The 16,992-nt window shown below is 66.0% G+C and carries 15 protein-coding genes; 8 read left to right on the top strand and 7 right to left on the bottom strand.

The window, feature by feature from the left end:
- Window positions 1–91 precede the first annotated feature (91 nt).
- Entirely contained in the window at window positions 92–2,197 is a 2,106-nt protein-coding gene (locus tag EV656_RS07685; protein ID WP_132601822.1) for a hybrid sensor histidine kinase/response regulator, read from the bottom strand.
- A 523-nt stretch (window positions 2,198–2,720) separates the two neighbouring features.
- Between EV656_RS07685 and EV656_RS07690 the strand changes: the two genes are divergently transcribed.
- Both EV656_RS07690 and EV656_RS07695 read left to right on the top strand, forming a co-directional pair.
- Entirely contained in the window at window positions 2,721–3,125 is a 405-nt protein-coding gene (locus tag EV656_RS07690) for a carboxymuconolactone decarboxylase family protein (protein ID WP_132601824.1), read from the top strand.
- A gap of 2 nt (window positions 3,126–3,127) precedes the next feature.
- The gene (locus EV656_RS07695; RefSeq protein WP_132601826.1) at window positions 3,128–4,099 is read left to right on the top strand and encodes a quinone oxidoreductase family protein; all 972 of its coding nucleotides are present in this window, start codon (window positions 3,128–3,130) and stop codon (window positions 4,097–4,099) included.
- 23 nt (window positions 4,100–4,122) lie between these two features.
- Here EV656_RS07695 and aroB read toward each other — a convergent pair whose 3' ends face one another.
- Window positions 4,123–5,244: a 3-dehydroquinate synthase gene (gene aroB, locus EV656_RS07700; protein ID WP_132601829.1), complete on the bottom strand. Its 1,122-nt coding sequence runs from the start codon at window positions 5,242–5,244 to the stop codon at window positions 4,123–4,125.
- On the bottom strand, window positions 5,241–5,813 hold the full coding sequence (locus tag EV656_RS07705; protein ID WP_279432462.1) for a shikimate kinase: 573 nt from the start codon (window positions 5,811–5,813) through the stop codon (window positions 5,241–5,243). Before EV656_RS07705 ends, aroB begins: the two co-directional genes overlap by 4 nt.
- Before the next feature lie 87 nt (window positions 5,814–5,900).
- Here EV656_RS07705 and EV656_RS16890 point away from each other — a divergent pair, with 87 nt between their 5' ends.
- The 4 genes from EV656_RS16890 to EV656_RS07720 are packed head-to-tail and all read left to right on the top strand — an operon-like array spanning window position 5,901 to window position 9,854.
- A complete protein-coding gene (locus EV656_RS16890) occupies window positions 5,901–6,035 on the top strand; it encodes a hypothetical protein (RefSeq protein WP_274610530.1) in 135 nt (44 codons plus the stop codon).
- Entirely contained in the window at window positions 6,025–7,563 is a 1,539-nt protein-coding gene (locus tag EV656_RS07710) for a hypothetical protein (protein WP_242468962.1), read from the top strand. Before EV656_RS16890 ends, EV656_RS07710 begins: the two co-directional genes overlap by 11 nt.
- Window positions 7,560–8,492, top strand: a complete 933-nt coding sequence (locus EV656_RS07715; protein WP_132601835.1) for a site-specific tyrosine recombinase XerD — start codon at window positions 7,560–7,562, stop codon at window positions 8,490–8,492. Before EV656_RS07710 ends, EV656_RS07715 begins: the two co-directional genes overlap by 4 nt.
- 54 nt (window positions 8,493–8,546) lie before the next feature.
- Window positions 8,547–9,854: an HlyC/CorC family transporter gene (locus tag EV656_RS07720; protein WP_132601838.1), complete on the top strand. Its 1,308-nt coding sequence runs from the start codon at window positions 8,547–8,549 to the stop codon at window positions 9,852–9,854.
- A gap of 91 nt (window positions 9,855–9,945) precedes the next feature.
- Here EV656_RS07720 and EV656_RS07725 read toward each other — a convergent pair whose 3' ends face one another.
- Complete coding sequence (locus EV656_RS07725) at window positions 9,946–11,469, bottom strand: helicase HerA-like domain-containing protein (protein ID WP_132601841.1); 1,524 nt, start codon at window positions 11,467–11,469, stop codon at window positions 9,946–9,948.
- A gap of 329 nt (window positions 11,470–11,798) precedes the next feature.
- Here EV656_RS07725 and EV656_RS07730 point away from each other — a divergent pair, with 329 nt between their 5' ends.
- Both EV656_RS07730 and EV656_RS07735 read left to right on the top strand, forming a co-directional pair.
- Window positions 11,799–12,425, top strand: coding sequence for an invasion associated locus B family protein (locus EV656_RS07730; RefSeq protein ID WP_132601844.1), 627 nt, complete (start codon window positions 11,799–11,801; stop codon window positions 12,423–12,425).
- Between the two features lie 54 nt (window positions 12,426–12,479).
- Window positions 12,480–13,694 (top strand): MFS transporter, encoded by a 1,215-nt coding sequence (locus EV656_RS07735; RefSeq protein ID WP_132601847.1) that lies wholly within the window; start codon window positions 12,480–12,482, stop codon window positions 13,692–13,694.
- A gap of 6 nt (window positions 13,695–13,700) precedes the next feature.
- Here the strand turns inward: EV656_RS07735 and EV656_RS07740 are convergent, their stop codons facing one another.
- From EV656_RS07740 to EV656_RS07750, 3 genes are all read right to left on the bottom strand, one after another.
- Entirely contained in the window at window positions 13,701–14,525 is an 825-nt protein-coding gene (locus EV656_RS07740; RefSeq protein ID WP_132601850.1) for a sulfite exporter TauE/SafE family protein, read from the bottom strand.
- Between the two features lie 61 nt (window positions 14,526–14,586).
- Window positions 14,587–15,579: a tRNA dihydrouridine(20/20a) synthase DusA gene (dusA, locus tag EV656_RS07745; protein ID WP_425057171.1), complete on the bottom strand. Its 993-nt coding sequence runs from the start codon at window positions 15,577–15,579 to the stop codon at window positions 14,587–14,589.
- Window positions 15,580–15,689: 110 nt separating this feature from the next.
- Window positions 15,690–16,982, bottom strand: a complete 1,293-nt coding sequence (locus EV656_RS07750) for a sensor histidine kinase (RefSeq protein ID WP_132602481.1) — start codon at window positions 16,980–16,982, stop codon at window positions 15,690–15,692.
- Window positions 16,983–16,992 lie beyond the last annotated feature (10 nt).

Below are 16,992 nucleotides of genomic sequence, written 5' to 3' on the forward strand. Positions count from 1 at the left end.
AAGAGTGGCACAGCTTCCTCGAAGACTTCGTCGCCGAACCCGACATCATCGCCCGCGTCAAGGACCAGCCGCTGCGGTAAAAACCGGGGGCTTACCTTGCAAGTTCGCCGCGCCGATATGGCTTTTGCAAAAGGTGAACCCTGGGATTGGATTGCCTTTCCTGGAAAATCGCATCCTCTGTGTACCCAGTGGTGAACAGCACCTTGAGGTCGGGCCTGATCTGCAGGGCGGCATCGGCAAGTTGTTTGCCATTCATCCCACCCGGCATCACCATGTCGGTAAGTAGCAGGTCGATATCCGGATCGTTCTTAATGATCTCGTAGGCTTGCAAGGCCGACGCGGCTTCGGTGACCTGATACCCGAAAACTTTCAGCTGTGCGACAACGTGCTGGCGCACCAGGGCCTCATCCTCGACCACAAGAACGCGTTCATGCCCTTGCGTCCCCGTGTGATTGCTGACCGGCGTCGTGGCCGGTTCGATCCGACCATTCGCCGCCGGGAAGTGAAGCCTGACCGACGTGCCCGCACCGGGCGCTGACTGGATCTGCGCAAATCCCGCGGATTGCTGGACGAACCCCCAAACCATCGACAACCCCAACCCCGACCCCTTGCCGACCTCCTTGGTCGTGAAGAAGGGTTCGAACGCATGCTCGACGATGTCTGTCGGCATCCCGCAACCGGTGTCCGAGACGGTAATGGTCACATAGTGATCCGCCTCTCCACCATCCGCGCGCAGCATTTCGTTGACCTCGGGTGTCGCGTTCGACGCCTCAAGGGTCAGCAATCCGCCGGTCGGCATGGCGTCACGGGCGTTGATTATCAGGTTCAGTATCACGTTCTCAAGTTGAACGGGATCGACCTCGATCGGGCTGACATCGGCATCGGCCGTGATACTGATCTCTATATCCTCGGGGATCGTGCGCCGGATCAGCCCGTCTAGTTCGGACAGGAGTTTTCCGGGGTCAACACGCTGTGGTTCCAGTGACTGGCGCCGTGCAAAGGACAGCAGCCGACGGGTCAGCGCGGCCCCCCGTTCCGCCGCTTGCAGTGTCACCTTGGCCAGCTTGTTCATGCGTGGGTCATTTGCGGTCAATTCCGAAAGGGTCTCGGCATTTCCCACGATGATCGTCAGCAGGTTGTTGAAATCATGGGCGATGCCGCCCGACAGTTGGCCCACGGCCTCCATTTTCTGGGATTGGCGCAGCTTGTTTTCCAGATTTTTCAGTTCGGTGACGTCGGTCGCGCTGCCGATCCACCGGATCGCCACACCCGCCGCGTCACGCAGGATGAGACTGCGAGTGACGACATCATACGTTTGCTGGTCGGTGGAAACGACCCTGTACTCGCTCGTCCATGTCTTGTCTGACCCGCGGATCGCATCCTCAAGGCTCTTGGCCACCCGGTCGCGATCCTTGGGGTGAATCCAGTTTTTCCAGGCCCACAGATCAGCGGCGGCTGCGGCCTGATCAGGGCCCAAGAATTCCTGGAGGGCTTCGTTCCACCATGTCTTTCCCGATCTAAGGTCCGCGTCCCAGACCAGATCGTTGGTCGCCAGGCCGATAAGCTGGAAACGCTCATCGCTGATCCGCAGCAGATCGGCGCTGCGTTCGGCCTCTTTCAGCGTCGCGGCTAGGCTGGTTTCTTCGTCACGGTTGCGCGTGAACATGCCTATGATCAAAACATAGGCCAGGTAGCTGAACAGAAACGTCACGATCACATCCAGAACGGCGATGGCGTCGGGATCCGTCGAGTGTGTCAGGACATAGATGCAAATCGGAAGCGGACCCAAGCCGACCAGAATACCGATTGTGCGCCGATAAAAGCCGAAATTCGTGTAGTCGTGGAAAATCACCAGAAGAAAGAACCATATCACGTACGGGATGATCAGAACGATCTGCTGCGATTGCGCAAAGGCATAGATCGCGCCAGCGTTGATGTGAAAGACCAAATAGACGGACATCAGGCCAGAGACGACGTTCGTGGCCAGTGAAGGTCTTGCAAACAAAAGAACCATCATGCAGCCCGTCACGATGGCACTCAGGGTGATGATCCGGGACTCGGGCAGCGAAACCCGATCGAACCACACCCCCATGACCACCCCCAGCATCGCGCCCAGAAACGCGATGACCAACGCAACCTGAACCGTTTGCGCGGCCAGTTTCCGGCGGCGTTCGGTTATTTCTATTGGGTCTTCCATCGAACGGTCATCTTCCCGTTGTGGGCGCCGCGGCAGCGTGGCAAATGCCCTTCGCGTCGATCATCTGCGCGATGTGCGCAGGGCTGTCGGGCAAATGATGGTCCTTGCAGGTGGCCTTTGTCCATTTCCATTTGGGGTGTCCTCGCCGGGCAGGCTGTGCCTGCTTGCGCTCTGTGACCTTGGCAAACGCGGCCCTGGCGGGCAAAGCGCCTGAGCGCAGCCCGATATTTCCGGGGCAGATCGGACGGATCGAGATTGGCGATCATGGTCATGGCCCTGTCTTAACCGTTAATTCAGGCAAAGACCGTGCCAATCATGGCCCGTTCCATGGCGGCACACCCGTTTCACAAGGGGCAGGCCCCAACGCGCGAGTCCAGCGCTAAATTCCCGTGGTCCATACGGTCCCTGTTTATATTTGCTTTCTCTGCGTTATCCGCAGTCCCTTCGGGCCTGCCGTTTCTCCCTCTGGACGTTGCGTCGGATATGCGCTGTGCTGCACCGGAAACCGAAGGGAGGGCACCCCATGGCCACCGTGAAGATCTGGACCGACGAAGAGGCCGGGGCCGACCCGCGCGTGCAGGCGGTCTTCGACGACATCCGCGCGACGCGCGGCAGCGATTTCGTAAACAATGTCTGGCGTGCGCTGGCCAATCAGCCGGATGTGCTGGAGGCCACCTGGGCGCAGGTCAAGGCAGTGATGGCCCGGCCCGGCGCGCTCGACCCGCTTGTCAAGGAAATGCTCTATATGGCTGTTTCCATTGCAAATGGCTGTGAATATTGCGTGCACTCCCACACCGCGTCGGCCCGCGCCAAGGGGATGAGCGACGAGATGTATTCCGAACTGCTGGCCGTGGTCGGGTTGGCGTCGCAAACCAATGCCCTTGTGACCGCGCTTCAGGTGCCGGTCGACCCCGAGTTCAAGGTGTGACCATGGAACATGCGATCATCGCACGGGCGCCGGGCGGCCCGGATGTGCTGGATTGGGCGGCCATCGATCTGCCAGCCCCGGGCGCAGGCGAGGTTCTGGTGCGCCACACCGCCGTCGGTCTGAATTTCATCGATACCTATTTCCGCTCGGGCCTGTACCCTTGGCCCGGCGACACCCTGATCCCCGGGGGCGAGGCCGCAGGCGTGGTCGAGGCAGTCGGCGCGGGCGTTGCCGGGCTGAACCCCGGCGACCGTGTGGCCTATACCACGCCCAACGGGGCCTGCGCGACCGCGCGTGTTTTGCCCGCCGACCGGCTGGTGCCCCTGCCCGACACCGTTTCCGACGAGGTCGCCGCCAGTGTCATGCTGAAGGGCCTGACCGCGCATTACCTGATCCATTCCAGTTTCGCGGTTAACGCTGGCCAAACTATTTTGGTCCATGCGGCAGCGGGCGGTGTGGGGCTGTTGCTGGGCCAATGGTTGGCGGCCAAGGGCGTGCGCGCTATCGGCACCGCAGGCGGGCCGGACAAGGTCGCGTTGGCCTTGGACCACGGATACGAAACGGTCATCGATTACCGCGCGGGCGATTTCGTTCAAATCGTTTTGGACGCGACGGGCGGCAAAGGGGTCGATTGCGTGTATGACAGTGTCGGGCGCGACACCTGGCGTGGTTCGCTGGCCTGCCTGCGCAAGCGGGGGATGTTCGTCAGCTTCGGCCAATCCTCGGGCACGCTGGACGATTTCCGTATCAGCGATCTTGCGAGTGGAAGTTTTTCCGCCAACAGGCCGGTTTTGTTCGATTATGTCGCAACGGCAGAAGAGTTGCGCAGCCGCGCCGCAGAGTTGTTCGAAGCGATTGCAAAAGGCGTGCTGACACCCCGGATCGGCCAGCGGTTCGCCCTGCGCGATACCGCCCCGGCCCATCGGGCGCTGGAGGGGCGGCAAACAACCGGGGCGACAGTTCTGATTCCCTAAATCAGGCGCCTTTCAAAATCAAATCAGGGCCTTGCCAGCGCATCCTTTAGCGTCGCGCGAAGCAGATCGTGCGGTACGTCATCGGCAACGAAGGCCGCCCCGATCCCGCGCGCCAGGATAAAGCGTAAGCGCCCGTCCTGCACCTTCTTGTCCTGTCCCATGAGTGCGATCAGGCCCTCGGCATCGGGCAATTCGCCGGGGATGTCGGACAGGTTGCGCTTCATCCCCATTCCGGCCAGGTGGGCGCGGACGCGGCTGGGGTCTTCTTGCGAACACAGGCCCATCCGCGCGGACAGGTCAAAGGCCAGCGCGCAGCCGATTGCCACGCCCTCACCATGCAGCAACCGGTCGCCATAGCCGGTCGCGGCCTCCAGCGCGTGGCCAAAGGTGTGGCCGAGGTTCAACAACGCGCGGTCGCCCTGCTCGGTCTCGTCGCGCATCACGATCTCTGCCTTCATCTCGCAAGATCGGCGCACCGCGCGCGCGCGGGCGTCGCGGTCGCCACGGGCCAGGGCCGGGCCTTCGCCCTCCAGCCAGGCAAAGAAATCCGCATCCCCCAGCAGGCCGTATTTCACAACCTCGCCATAACCGGCCAGGAAATCGCGCGGCGTCAGGGTTTCCAGCACCGCGATATCGGCCAGAACCAGGCTGGGCTGGTGGAACGCACCGATCAGGTTCTTGCCCTGGCGCGAATTGATCCCCGTCTTGCCCCCGACCGAGCTGTCTACCTGCGCCAGCAGCGTGGTCGGCACCTGCACGAAACGCACCCCGCGGCGCAGCACGGCGGCAGCAAAGCCCGCCAGATCCCCGATCACCCCGCCGCCCAGGGCCACAACCATGTCGCGGCGTTCGACCTTTTGTTCGATCAGCCATTCCACGGCGCGGGAAAACTGCTCCCACCCCTTGGTCGATTCCCCGGCCGGCAGGGCCAGCGCCGGGGCGTCGATGCCGGCCTTGGCCAAAGCGTCTTGAAAACGCTCCAGATGCAGGCCGGCCACGGTTTCGTCCGTCAGGATCGCCACGCGCGGCCGAGCCAGCAGCGGTGCAATCTCGGCGCCTGCACGGTCGATCAGACCGGCCCCGATGCGGATGTCGTATTCCCGGCCGGGTAGGCCGACATGAACGGTTTCGAGGGAATCGGTCACTTGGCCTCCAGCACGTCGGGGCGGGTTTCCAGCACGCGCACCACCGCCTCTGCCATCTCGTCGATCGAGTAGCGTGGTTCGGCCTTCACCGCCAGGTCGGCGCGGGCATAGAAGGGGCGGCGCTGATGGTAAAGGTTGCTGAGCGTCGCATAGGGGTTGGCAGTACGCAGCAGCGGGCGGGTATCCTTGTGCCGGACCCGGTTCCACAGCAGGTCCAGATCGGCATTCAGCCAGACCGACACGCCATAGCGCGAAATCTCGCGGCGGTTCCGGTCCGACAGGAACGCGCCGCCGCCGGTGGACAGGATGCCCGGGGGCCCCTGCAAAAGGCGCGCGATCACCTGGGATTCCTTGCGCCGAAAGAAGGCCTCTCCGTCACGTTCGAAGATTTCGGCGATGGTCATGTTCGCGGCCTTCACGATCTCAGCGTCTGAATCGACGAAGGGCACCTGCAACTTGCGGGCCAGCGCCTGGCCGACCGCCGTCTTGCCCGCGCCCATCAGTCCAACCAACGCCACCGTCTTCTTCAGCCGCATCCCCAAGGGGGCCTTCTCCTGCCTTGTCTCGATCCTGTGACACTCATAGGCGTGAATTCGCCCCGAATGCCAGTTATAATAGAAGAAATACCGATGAGGCAGACAATACGGCAGGGCAGAATGCTACGACTTCTCAAGGTTTTGTTTTTCCTGGTGCTCCTGGGGTTTCTCGGGCTGGTGGGCTATGCCTATCTGGGCGACCTGCCCCCCGTGCAGGCGGACCTTTCACAGCCCCTGACCCTCGATGTGGACTAGGCGCGGCGGGGTGATGCGGGCGGGCCTGGCGCTGTGGCTTGCACTGGGAACGGGCGTCGCGCAGGCCCAAAGTCCGCTTTCGGCCATCGACTGGCTGTCGGATTCGGTGACGGCGCCGGACCTCGGGCGCACCGCACCGGGGATGGCACCGGTGCAACCGCTGTCACCGATCACGGTGACCCCGCTGGGCGCGGCCAGCGCCGACGCGGTGGGACTGTTGCCCGCCGGGGTTGCGGGCCTGCCGCGCAATTTGTGGGGGGCGGGCGACAGCGCCGCCATCGCCGCCGCGATCCGGGCAGAGCAGGTGGATACCTTGCCCGCGGCGCAGGCCCTGTTGACGACCGTCCTGCTGGCCGAACTCGACCCGCCCACCGGGGAAACCCGCGAGGGCGAAATCCTGATGGCCCGCATCGACAAGCTGCTGGACATCGGCGCGCTGGATCAGGCGCAGGCCCTGGTGGAACGGGCCGGGCCGACCCATCCCGCGCTGTTCCGCCGCTGGTTCGATATCGCGCTACTGACCGGGCAGGAGGATCGCGCCTGCGCGGCAATGCGCGCCACGCCCGGGATCGCGCCGACTTTTCCGGCGCGTATCTTTTGCCTGGCGCGGGGGGGCGACTGGAACGCTGCCGCACTCACGCTGGAAACCGCCCGTGTGCTTGGCTACGTGACCGAGGACGAGGATGCGCTGCTTTCGCGTTTCCTGGACCCGGCCCTGGCAGAGGATAGCGCCCCCCTGCCCGCCCCGGCGCGCCCCAGCCCGCTGATCTACCGCATGCGCGAGGCAATCGGCGAACCGTTGCCAAGCGCCATGCTGCCGCTGGCCTTTGCCCGTGCCGATCTGCGCCGCACCGCCGGGTGGAAGGCCCGGATCGCAGCCGCAGAGCGGTTGGCCCGGCGCGGCGTGCTGGGCCCGAACCAGTTGCTGGGCATCTGGACAGAGCGCAAGCCCGCAGCCTCGGGCGGGTTGTGGGACCGGGTGGAGGCGTTGCAGGCGGTGGACGTTGCGCTGTTGTCCGGCAAGCCGCGCGCCGTGGCCCGCGCGTTGCCCCGCGCCTGGTCGGAAATGGAACGGGCGGGGCTGGAGGTTCCTTTTGCCGAGCTTTACGGCGCCCGGCTGGCCCGGATGAAACTGGACGGCGCTGCGGCGGCGCTGGCCTTTCGGATCGGCCTGCTGAGCAGCGATTACCGTGCCGTCGCCCGCGCGCATGACCCCGCAAACGCCGAAGAGGCGTTCCTGGCCGGGCTGGCGTTGGGGCAGGTCGCGGACCTGCCGCCCCGCGATGCGCTGGCCACTGCGCTGAAGGACGGGTTTGCCGCCCGCGACCTGCCGCCGGCCCAGGCCCGCCTGATCCGCGAGCACCGCCGGGGCGAGGCGCTTCTGGCGGCGCTCGACCTGATTACCGGGGGTGCGCGGGGCGATCTGGGCGATGTGACCGCCGCGCTAGCCATCTTTCGCCATATGGGCCTGGAGGACACCGCCCGCCAGACCGCGCTGCAACTGATGCTGCTGGAGCGGCGGGGATGAGCGGGACATCCACCTGGATCGGCGCCTTTCTGGATGCGCAGGCCGCCGAACGCAATGCGGCGCGCAACACGCTTTTGGCCTATGCGCGGGATCTGCGGGATTTCACCGACTGGCTGACCGCGCGCGGCGAGGGGCTGGACGCTGCCAGCGAGGCCACAATTAATGCCTACCTCGTCGCCTGCGAGGCCGAGGGCCTGTCCCAGGCCACCCGCGCCCGGCGCCTGTCGGCGATCCGGCAGCTCTTTCGATTTGCCTATGAGGAGGGTTGGCGCCAGGACAATCCCGCCTTGCAGATCAAGGGACCGGGGCGTTCCAAACGGCTGCCCATGACACTTAGCCACGCAGAGGTAGACCGCCTGCTGGCCGCGGCCGAGGCCAGCCCGCGCGAGGCGTTGCGCAACACCTGCCTGATGCAGGTACTTTACGCGACCGGCCTGCGGGTCAGCGAACTGGTGTCCCTGCCGGTGGCCGCCGCGCGGGGCGATCCCCGGATGCTGCTGGTGCGCGGCAAGGGCGGCAAGGAACGGATGGTGCCGCTGTCGCCGCCCGCGCGCAAGGCACTTGCCGCCTGGCTGGAACGGCGCGATGCCATGGAAACTGCGGCGCAGGCCAAGGGGCAGTCTGCCAGCCGCTTTCTGTTTCCCTCGCACAGCAAGCAGGGCCACCTGACGCGCCATGCCTTTTACGCGGTGATCAAGGATCTGGCGGTGGCCGGTGGTGTCGATCCGACCAAGGTCACGCCACACACCCTGCGCCACGCTTTTGCGACCCATCTGCTGGCCGGCGGCGCCGATTTGCGCGCGATCCAGACCATGCTGGGGCATGCGGACCTGTCCACCACGGAAATCTATACCCATGTGCTGGACGAACGCCTGCGCGCACTGGTGCAAGAGCATCATCCGCTGGCCCGTGACCGCGGCGCGCCTTGAACGGCGCCGGGCCAACCCCCATAACCGGGGAAGAGCATCACCACAGAGACGAGAATGGATAGCCCTGCCCCCCTGATCGACGCCGCTTTCTGGATCACCGCCGGCGCGATCGTCGCCCTACTGCTGATGTCGGCATTTTTCTCCGGCTCGGAAACCGCACTGACCGCCGCCTCGCGCGGCAAGCTGCGGGCCCGCGCGGACAAGGGCGAAAGCGGTGCGGAAACCGCCCTGGTCATCACCGAGGACAATGAACGCCTGATCGGGTCTGTCCTGCTGGGCAACAACCTGGTGAACATCCTGGCCACCTCGCTGGCCACGGCGCTGTTCACACGGCTGTTCGGGGAATCGGGCGTGGCGCTGGCAACGCTGGTGATGACGCTGTTGGTCCTGATCTTTGCCGAGGTGCTGCCGAAAACCTACGCGATCACCAATGCCGAGCTGGCCGCCGCGCGGGTGTCGCCCGCGATCCGGGTGGTGATCCTGATCTTTTCCCCGGTCGTGGCTGCGGTTCAGGTGCTGGTGCGGCGCATTCTGGCGTTGTTCGGGATCAAGACCGATCCCGACCGCAACGTGCTGGCCGTGCGCGAGGAAATCGCCGGTGCCCTGCAACTTGGCCATTCCGAAGGCGTGGTCGAAAAAGAGGACCGCGACCGCATTCTGGGCGCCCTGGATCTGGGCGAACGCACGGTGGAGGAAATCATGCTCCACCGTTCCAAGATCGAGATGGTCGACGCCGACGAGACCCCCGAGACCATCCTGTCGCACAGCCTGGAAAGCCCGCATACGCGGCTGCCGATCTTCAAGGACGATCCCGAGAACATCGTCGGCGTGATCCATGCCAAGGATCTGCTGCGCGCGATGGACAAGCTGATGCGCGGCCCCGACGCCTGCCCCGAAAAGCTGCAGGATTTCCGCGTGCTGGACGTGGCGATGAAACCCTATTTCGTGCCCGAGACCACGACGCTGGACGACCAGATGCGCGAGTTTCTGCGCCGTCACACCCATTTCGCACTGGTCGTGGACGAATATGGCGCCCTGCGCGGCCTGATCACGCTGGAGGACATCCTGGAAGAGATCGTCGGCGAAATCACGGACGAGTTCGACGTGGACGCCGAACACCCCCTGCGCCGGGCCGAGGATGGCGCCGTGTTGGTGGACGGGGCGATGACGATCCGCGACCTGAACCGTGCGATGGACTGGACCCTGCCCGACGAAGAGGCCAACACCATAGCCGGGCTGGTGATTCACGAGGCGCAGTCGATCCCCACCCAGGGCCAGGTGTTTTCCTTTCACGGCTTCCGCTTTGAGGTGGTCCAGCGCCAGGCCAACAGGATCACACGTCTGAAGATTCGCCCCCTGTGAAACGCACTGCCCGGCGACGGGCCCTAACCGATTGGCCTCATTGCAGTGCGCAGCGGCCTTACTGTGAGGCCGATAGCCCTTTGCGCCAAAATCAACGCCCCTTGAACAGCCCACCCAACAGCCCACGCACCAGCCGCTTGCCCGTGGTGCCGGACAGTTCCTTTACCAGCGCCTGTCCAAGTGCCGCACCGATGCTGTCCGGGGATTGCCTGCGGCTGCGCGCGGGGGCCCGGCCCGAACCCGAATAGCGGCGTGCCCTACGAAATTCCCGGTCTTCGGCTTCATGGTCCATGGCCTCGGCGGCGCGGGCAGCCTCGGCCGCGCGGCGGGCCAAAATTTCATGGGCCGAGTCGCGGTCGATCGCGTGGTCATATTTCCCCGCCATCTGCGAGGCCGCGATCAAGCTGTTGCGCAGCTCGGGGGCGATCGGACCCAGTTGCGACGATGGCGGGCGGATCAGCGTGCGCTGCGCGATCCCCGGCGCGGCCTTTTCCGTCAGCATCGAGGTCACGGCCTCGCCAACACCGACATCGCGGATCGCGTCGGCAATGTCGAACGCGGGGTTCGGGCGATAGGTTTCCGCCGCCCGCGCAAGCGCCTGCCGGTCGCGCGCGGTAAAGGCCCGCAGGGCGTGCTGCACCCGGTTGCCCAACTGGCCCAGAACATCGCCGGGAATGTCGTCCGGGTTCTGCGTCACGAAATAGACGCCCACGCCCTTGGACCGAATCAACCGGGCGACCTGTTCCACCTTCTCGACCAGCACCCGGGGGGCGTTGTCGAACAGCAGATGCGCCTCGTCAAAGAAGAAGACCAGGCGCGGTCGGTCCTCGTCGCCGACCTCGGGCAGGGTCTCGAACAATTCGGACAGCAGCCACAGCAGGACACTGGCATATAGCCGTGGCGCCCCCATCAGCGCATCCGCCGCCAGAATATTGATTTGCCCCCTGCCCTGATTATCGGTGCGCATCAGGTCGGCCAGATCCAGCGCCGGTTCCCCGAAAAACATCGCCGCGCCCTGGGTTTCCAGCATCAGCAACCGCCGCTGGATCGCCCCCAGCGAGGCCGGTGCGACATGGCCGAATTGCAGCGAAAGTTCCCCCCGGTTGTTTCCGACCCAGGCCAGCAGCGCGCGCAGGTCATCAAGGTCCAGCAAGGGCAGCCCCTGATCGTCGGCCACGCGAAAGGCCACGTTCAGCACGCCCTCCTGCACCTCGTTCAGTTCCAGCAGGCGGGCCAGCAGCAGCGGCCCCATCTCGGCGATGGTGGTGCGCAGCGCGTGGCCCTGATGGCCGAACACATCCCAGAACGTGACCGGAAAGGCGTTGTAGGAATAATCCGACAGCCCGATCGCGGCTGCGCGCTTGGCGAATGCCTCGTGCAAGCGGAAATCGCTGCGCCCGGCGGCGGCCAGCCCCGACAGATCGCCCTTTACGTCCGACAGCACCACTGGCACCCCCGCCGCCGAAAAGCCCTCTGCCAAGATCTGAAGCGTCACGGTCTTGCCCGTGCCCGTCGCCCCGGCGATCAGCCCGTGACGGTTGGCGCGGTCAAGCCGCAGCCACTCGGGCAGCTCACGTTCTGCCCCCGCGCCCCCGATGAATATGCCCTCGGCCATGCCTGTCCCCTTCGCCGCCCATCGATGCCCTAGCATATCCGCTTGGCCCGGCCGCGCCACCCGTCACGCAGGTCCGCCGCCGCCCCCTGAAACGCGCTCTGGCTTTGCCTGTTGACGGCTCAAGCCAAAGGCCGTAGCCTCCACGCCCATATAAGGTCGGCCCGTCCGACAGGGAGAAAACAAAAGGAAAGAGGGCTGCGTTGCAGCCCTTTTTTCATTGGCCCGGGCAAAGGGCGCCCCCTGGATCGGGCGGACGGATTCGACCGCTGACACCGGCCCCTCGCCGTGCTAGATCGACGGCGAGCAATTCGAAAAAGAGGACAGGATCAATGCGCGATTTCCTCAGGCTTCTGGCGCTTTCCGCAGCGACCGCCGCGGCACTGCCCGCCGCCGCCCAGGACGCCGCCCAAGAGGGCACGGAAACCCCCGCCGAGCAGCCCGCAGCCGAGGCGCCCGCGGCCGTACCCCAGCCCGCGGCAGAGGCCCCCGAACAGCAGGCGCCGCAGCCCTATGTGAGGGACACCTTCAAGGACTGGCAAATCATCTGTGTGCCGGTCGGCAACAACCGCGACACCTGCACCATGCAGCAACTGCTGCGCGATCCCGATGGCAACCCGGTCAGCCAGATCTCCATCGCGCCCTTCCCGCCTGCCGCCGCGCCGCGCGCCGCCGCCGTGGAACTGGCCGCCCCGCTGGAAACGCTGCTGAGCGGCGATGTGTCGGTCAAGGTCGATGACGGCGAGGCGCTGCGCTATCGCTTCTCTTACTGCACGCCGCAGGCCTGTGTCGCGCGTTTCGCCCTGTCGACCGACGATATCGCCAACTACAAGGCCGGTGGCGAAGCGACTGTCAGCATCGTTCCGCTGATGGCGCCGGACCAGCGTGCGGAAATCACCATGTCGCTGTCAGGCTTTACCGCGGCCTATGACGCGATGATGGAGATGCTCGTCCAATAACACGGCGCGGGCCGTCGCGGCGGCCCGCCCTGCCCCTTTTCCCGGCACATCCCGATGCGCGCATCCCCAGTCCCCCCGCAACCGGCCGCGCGCCGAAACGTCGCCGTTCTAGTCGCGGCGCAGGCCCTGTTGGGCGCGCAGATGCCGATGATCTTTACCATCGGCGGGCTGGCCGGGCAAAGCCTGGCCCCGAACGTCTGTCTGGCCACCCTCCCCATTTCGCTGATCGTGCTGGGCTCGATGCTGACGGCGACGCCGCTGGCCGCGCTGATGCAGCGGTTCGGGCGCCGGGCGGGGTTCTATGTCGGGATAGCCGGGGGCGCCTCGGGCGCCGCAATCGGCGCATTGGGGCTGTATCACGGGATCTTTGGGCTGTTCCTGGCCGGATCGTTCCTGACGGGGGTCTATCTGTCGGCGCAGGGGTTCTATCGCTTTGCCGCCGCCGACACCGCCACCGGCGATTTCCAGCCCAAGGCGATTTCCTATGTCATGGCCGGCGGGCTGGCTGCCGCCGTCCTGGGGCCACAACTGGTCAAGATCACGGCAGAGGCGATGGTAATCCCCTTTCTGGGCAGTTACCTGGCGGTGATCGGGCTGAACGCCCTGGGGCTGATCCTGTTCGCGTTTCTGGACATCCCGCGCCCGCCGCGCCGCGACCCGGCCCATCACCGGGGCCGCAGCCGGGTCGACCTGATCCGCGACCCGGCCATCGCCGTGGCGATCATCTGCGCGATGGTGTCCTACGCGCTGATGAATCTGGTGATGACCTCGACCCCGCTGGCGGTGGTGGGTTGTGGGTTCGACACGGGAACGGCGGCCGATATCGTCACCGCGCATGTGCTGGCGATGTATGTGCCCAGCTTCTTTACCGGGCACCTGATCGCGCGGTTCGGCGACCGGCTGATCGTCGCAGCCGGGCTGGCGATCCTGGCGCTGGCCGGCGGCGTCGCGCTGATGGGGGTGGAGCTGGAACACTTCTTCATCGCGCTCGTGCTGCTGGGTGTGGGCTGGAACTTCGGCTTCATCGGGGCGACCGCGATGCTGGCCCGATCCCACGCGGCCGAGGAACGCGGCGCCGTACAGGGCATGAACGACATGATCGTTTTCGGGGGCGTGACGCTGGCCTCGCTCGCCTCTGGCGGGTTGATGAACTGCTCGGGCGGTTCGGCGGTCGAGGGGTGGAGCGCGGTCAACCTGGCGATGGTGCCGTTCCTGGCCCTGGCTGGCGCGGCGCTGATCTGGCTGATCCTGCGCCCGCAGGAAAGCTGAAACCGCTCAGAACCCTGCCGCCTTGCGCAGCATGTTGCCCGCGACCACGATGATGAACAGCGCGAACACGCGCTTCAGTGGTTTTGGGTCCATCGCATGGGCCAGCTTTACCCCCAGCGGCGCGGTGATCAGCGTCATCGCGATAATGACGGCAAAGGCCGGCAGGTTCACCGCGCCAAAGGTCAGCGGCGGCCGCCCGGCGGGCGGAATATCGACCATCAGGAACGCGATGACCGAGGGCACCGCGATCAATACGCCAAAACCCGCCGCCGTGGCCACCGCCCGGTGGATCGGCCGGCCATACAGCGTCATCAACGGTACGCCAAAACTGCCCCCGCCGATTCCCATCAGCACGGACAGAAAGCCAACCACCGGCGACAGAACGGCCCGCACCGGACCGCCGGGCATATCCGCCCCCAGCCGCCAATGCGCCCGGCCCAGGGCCAGGTACAGCCCCACCGTCATCCCCAGAACGCCGAAGATGCCCTGCAACACGACAGAGCGCAGCGCCGCGGCGACCAGCACCCCGATCACCGCACCAATCGCGATGCCCGGCGCCCAGGTGCGCAGGATGTCCCAATCCACTGCGCCCTTGCGGTTATGCGACAAGAGGGAGCGAACCGAGGTCACCATGATCGTGGCCAGCGAGGTCGCCAGGCAAACCTGCATCAATTGCGGGCTGTCATACCCAAGGCCCGAAAAGACGTAAAAGAAGGCAGGCACAAGGATGATACCGCCCCCCACGCCCAAAAGCCCCGCGATCACGCCCGCCAGCGCACCGATGGCCAGCAACAGCCCCAGCATCGGCAGGATCATCGTCAATTCCGGCATTGCGCCCTCCGTCCGTGTTTTCCGCCGGTTTAGGCAAACCGCCGGGCAAGGGCCAGCAGGTTCAGGCCGCGGTCCCGGTCACAGGCGCCAGTGCCGCATCCAGCACCTCCAGCCCGGCGCCGGGCTGGGTCGCCCCCTGGGACAGGATACGCCGCCAGGCCCGCGCGCCCGGCTGACCGGCGAAAAGCCCCAGCATATGCCGGGTCACCGCGTGCAGGCCGCCGCCCGCGGCCAGGTGCCGAGCGATATAGGGCTTCATCTCTTCCACCACCTGCGGGGCCGTTTTGCGCCCGGGAACGCCAAATATCTCTTCGTCCGCACCCAGAAGGATCGCGCCGGGGTCGTTATAGGCCGCACGGCCGATCATCACCCCGTCCAGACCGGCCGCCAGATGGGTTCGGGCCTGCGCCAGGGTGGCAACCCCGCCGTTCAGGCTGACATGCATGTCGGGAAAGGCGCGTTTCATCGCGTGGACAAGGTCGTAGTCCAGCGGCGGGATATCGCGGTTTTCCTTGGGGCTGAGGCCCTGTAGCCAGGCCTTGCGCGCATGCAGGGTGACGCGTCGAACGCCTGCGGCGCGGATGGTCTCCAGAAAGGCAGGCAGAACCTCGTGCGGGTTCTGGTCATCGACGCCGATCCGGCATTTCACCGTCACCTCGACCGTGCTGGCTGCGGCCATGGCAGAGACACACTCGGCCACCAGCTCGGGCGTCTTCATCAAGACCGCACCGAACGCGCCCGATTGCACCCGGTCCGAGGGGCAGCCGACGTTCAGATTGACCTCGTCATAGCCTTCTTCGCAACAGATGCGCGCGGCTTCGGCCAGTTCACGCGGATCGGACCCGCCCAGCTGAACCGCCACCGGATGCTCTGCCGGATCAAAGGTCAACAGGTGCCGCGCGCCCCCACGCACCAGGGCGGGCGCGGTGACCATCTCGGTGTATAACAGCGTTTGCGCGCTCATCACGCGATGGAAATAACGGCAATGGCGATCCGTCCAATCCATCATTGGCGCAACGGACAGGCGCGCGGCATCTCTGGGGCTTGCCTTCACGATACGATCCCTTCCATGCGGCGGGTTGGGCTTACAGCCCGCGCGATGGGGAGGAAAGCAGATTTTCCGACACCCCGCCCCCGCTGCGGAACATCGGAGGGCGTGCCCCCTCACCCCTTGGGTTCATGCCCCAAGGCCGCAGGCAGGACCAGCGTGGCCGACAGGCCCGGCCTTGCATCGGCCAGGTCAAGGCGGCCGTCGGCGGCCTCGGCTATGTCCGAGGCGATCGCCAGGCCCAGCCCATGACCCCCGCCCTGATCGGCGCGGGCGAAGCGGTCGGTCAGGGCGTCACGGCGCGCATCCGGGATGCCCGGGCCATCATCCCTGACAGTGATGCGCAGGCTGTCGGCCCCGGCCTGGGCAGCGATCTGGACCCGGCTGCGCGCATGGCGGGCGGCGTTCTCGGCCAGGGCGCCCAGGGCCTCGGCCAGGTCCTGTGCATCCAGCGGGGCGATAAGCCGTTCGTCGATATCCGATGTCCAGTGCAGACGGCTGCCATCCGGCGTGCGCCGAAGCACCGCGATCAGTTGCCGGACCACGGGGGCGACGGGTGTCTTTGCCGTGCGCGCCGCCGCAGCGCTGCGCGCGCGGGCGAGTTCGCGGTCGACAACGCGGCGCATGGCGCTCACGACGTCCTCGATCTCGGCGGCGGCCTGGGGCGCGCCTGCGGCCCGCAACCGTTCGGCATCGCCCATCAGCGCCTGCAAGGGGGTCTTCAGCCCGTGGGCCAGATCGGCGGCGCGGGTGCGGGCCCGTGCGATGTCGGCCTCTTGCGCATCGAGAAGCGCGTCGATCTCGGCGGCGAGTGGTACGACCTCGCTGGGCCAATCCGTCCCCATTCGCGCGACCCGCCCCGCGCGTAGCCCTGCCACACGGGCGCCCAAGGACCGCAGCGGGCGCAGCCCCAGGGCGACCTGCACCCATCCCGCCCCGATCAGGGCCAGACCCAGAACGATCAGGTAGGGGGCCAGATCGGTGACAAAGGCCTGCCGCGCTTGCTGCAAGTCGTCCGCATCCATCGCCACCGCGGCCCGCGCGGTTCCGCTGCCCAACCGCACCGGCAGGGTCACGCTGCGTTCCAGCACCAGAAGCGGCCTGCCATCGGGACCGGGCAGGCGATGCGTGTGCGCCTGCCCGTCGGCCAGAACATCGGGCGGCAGCGCCAGCGTCATGTCCCATAGCGAACGGGAGCGAAGCAATTGCCCGTCGGTGCGAATCTGCCAGTAAAGCCCGCCATAGGGCCGGGCGAAACGCGGATCGGCCGGGGCACGCTCCAGCACCAGCCCGTCCTCGGCGCGGACAAGTCCCGCCAGAACCTGGTCCAGCTGTACCGTCAGTTCGGCAATCGCGCGGCGCTCGACATGGGTCTTGAACACCGCGGAAATCCCCGCCGCGGCAAGCATCAGCGCCACG

It is taken from the genome of Rhodovulum adriaticum (genome assembly GCF_004345735.1).
GTDB lineage: Bacteria > Pseudomonadota > Alphaproteobacteria > Rhodobacterales > Rhodobacteraceae > Rhodovulum > Rhodovulum adriaticum.

What these genes read in the sequence shown, in the direction of transcription:
- EV656_RS07685 (WP_132601822.1), bottom strand. Translation starts at nt 2,197, where the DNA reads ATGGAAGACCCAATAGAAATAACCGAACGCCGCCGGAAACTGGCCGCG.
- EV656_RS07690 (WP_132601824.1), top strand. Translation starts at nt 2,721, where the DNA reads ATGGCCACCGTGAAGATCTGGACCGACGAAGAGGCCGGGGCCGACCCG.
- EV656_RS07695 (WP_132601826.1), top strand. Translation starts at nt 3,128, where the DNA reads ATGGAACATGCGATCATCGCACGGGCGCCGGGCGGCCCGGATGTGCTG.
- EV656_RS16890 (WP_274610530.1), top strand. Translation starts at nt 5,901, where the DNA reads ATGCTACGACTTCTCAAGGTTTTGTTTTTCCTGGTGCTCCTGGGGTTT.
- EV656_RS07710 (WP_242468962.1), top strand. Translation starts at nt 6,025, where the DNA reads ATGTGGACTAGGCGCGGCGGGGTGATGCGGGCGGGCCTGGCGCTGTGG.
- EV656_RS07715 (WP_132601835.1), top strand. Translation starts at nt 7,560, where the DNA reads ATGAGCGGGACATCCACCTGGATCGGCGCCTTTCTGGATGCGCAGGCC.
- EV656_RS07720 (WP_132601838.1), top strand. Translation starts at nt 8,547, where the DNA reads ATGGATAGCCCTGCCCCCCTGATCGACGCCGCTTTCTGGATCACCGCC.
- EV656_RS07725 (WP_132601841.1), bottom strand. Translation starts at nt 11,469, where the DNA reads ATGGCCGAGGGCATATTCATCGGGGGCGCGGGGGCAGAACGTGAGCTG.
- EV656_RS07730 (WP_132601844.1), top strand. Translation starts at nt 11,799, where the DNA reads ATGCGCGATTTCCTCAGGCTTCTGGCGCTTTCCGCAGCGACCGCCGCG.
- EV656_RS07735 (WP_132601847.1), top strand. Translation starts at nt 12,480, where the DNA reads ATGCGCGCATCCCCAGTCCCCCCGCAACCGGCCGCGCGCCGAAACGTC.
- EV656_RS07740 (WP_132601850.1), bottom strand. Translation starts at nt 14,525, where the DNA reads ATGCCGGAATTGACGATGATCCTGCCGATGCTGGGGCTGTTGCTGGCC.
- EV656_RS07750 (WP_132602481.1), bottom strand. Translation starts at nt 16,982, where the DNA reads ATGCTTGCCGCGGCGGGGATTTCCGCGGTGTTCAAGACCCATGTCGAG.